This is a genomic window from Oleiphilus sp. HI0066 (assembly GCF_001635725.1).
In genome coordinates this window covers 1-1,278 of record NZ_LWFH01001151.1, presented here as the reverse complement: position 1 = coordinate 1,278, position 1,278 = coordinate 1, and the positions used below count along the sequence as shown (strand labels likewise).

At 47.8% G+C, this 1,278-nt stretch carries 1 protein-coding gene; it reads left to right on the top strand.

Features of this window, described 5'->3' with window-relative positions:
• Positions 1 to 136: 136 nt before the first annotated feature.
• On the top strand, positions 137 to 1,278 hold a 1,142-nt coding region (locus tag A3738_RS15245), incomplete at its 3' end, for a fasciclin domain-containing protein (protein ID WP_068763705.1).

The window sequence follows — 1,278 nt, the reverse complement described above, 5'->3', positions numbered from 1 at the left end:
ACCGAACAAAAAGTAAACACGTAAGGGCTCATATCAACGTTAGTTGTGTTGAGTGGCCACTCTTATCTGGACTGCTTTGGCAGCCCGAAAATCGAAGCAGTAAAAATCGGACTTTCTCGCTAGATAGGAGTTAACAATGAAAAATTCAAAAGCTTTGCGCCTACTTTGCGCAGGCATGATTGCGTCTACCGTTTCTGTATCGGCAAACGCTTGGTCGTTCTTCAAATTTGGAGGCGCCGACAAACCTAAACCTACCATTACCGAAATCGTTGCTAAGAGTGGCAATGGCTTCGATCATCGCCGTTATGATAACGATATTTTATTAGCCGCGGTTCAAGCAGCTGGTCTTGCTGAAACACTTGCCAGCGAAAAGATCGACGTAACAGTATTCGCTCCAAGTGACGCTGCATTTTTGCGCTTGGCTCGTGACTTCGGCTATGAAGGGAATAGCGAAGAGGGCGCATTCAACGCGATCTTCGCCACACTGCTAGGATTATCTGGCGGTGACGAGGATGCAGCCATCGATATTCTGCGTAACATTCTGCTTTACCATGTTGCTCCTGAATCACGTTCTAAATTCAGCGTCATATATAACGGCGAAGTACCAACCCTACTTGATGGTGCTAGCATCTTACCTGTTGGACTTCAGCTCGTAGATAACGACCCAGAATTTAAGAATCCTAAACTGTCATTCTGGAAGCGTGGTACAAAAGCAAGCAATGGTATCGTGCACTCCATCAATCGCGTACTTATTCCACTCGACCTGCCAGCGGCAGGACAAAGTGATCTCCCAACTATCGCAGGCACAGCTATCGCAGTCAGCTCACTTGAAGGCGTCGATAGCAATCCGAATGACTTTGATATTTTGCTGCAAGGTATTCTTGCAGTTGATGCAGGCAAAGCTGCTGGCGAAGGCTTAGTTGACATCTTGAGCACCGTGCCGGGCTTAACGGTATTCGCGCCGACTGACGCTGCATTCATCCAGCTTGTGAAAGACTTAGGTGTTAATGTGAGCACAGAGCAAGAAGCTCTTGACGTTGTGCTTGCAGCGCTACCTGGTCTTACGGGGCTAGATTTAGCAACAGCACTTGAGACCGTCATTACCTATCACGTGACGGTAGGAACCGGTGACACTGCACTGACCTTGAAAGACCTTCTTGTTGCAGATGAAATCGATACCGTGCTTGGTCCAGTCATCAAACCTGATGGCCGCACACTTGGCGATATCGAAACACGTGTCGCAGATCCAGAGTTGATCTTACGTGCTGGAAATATCTT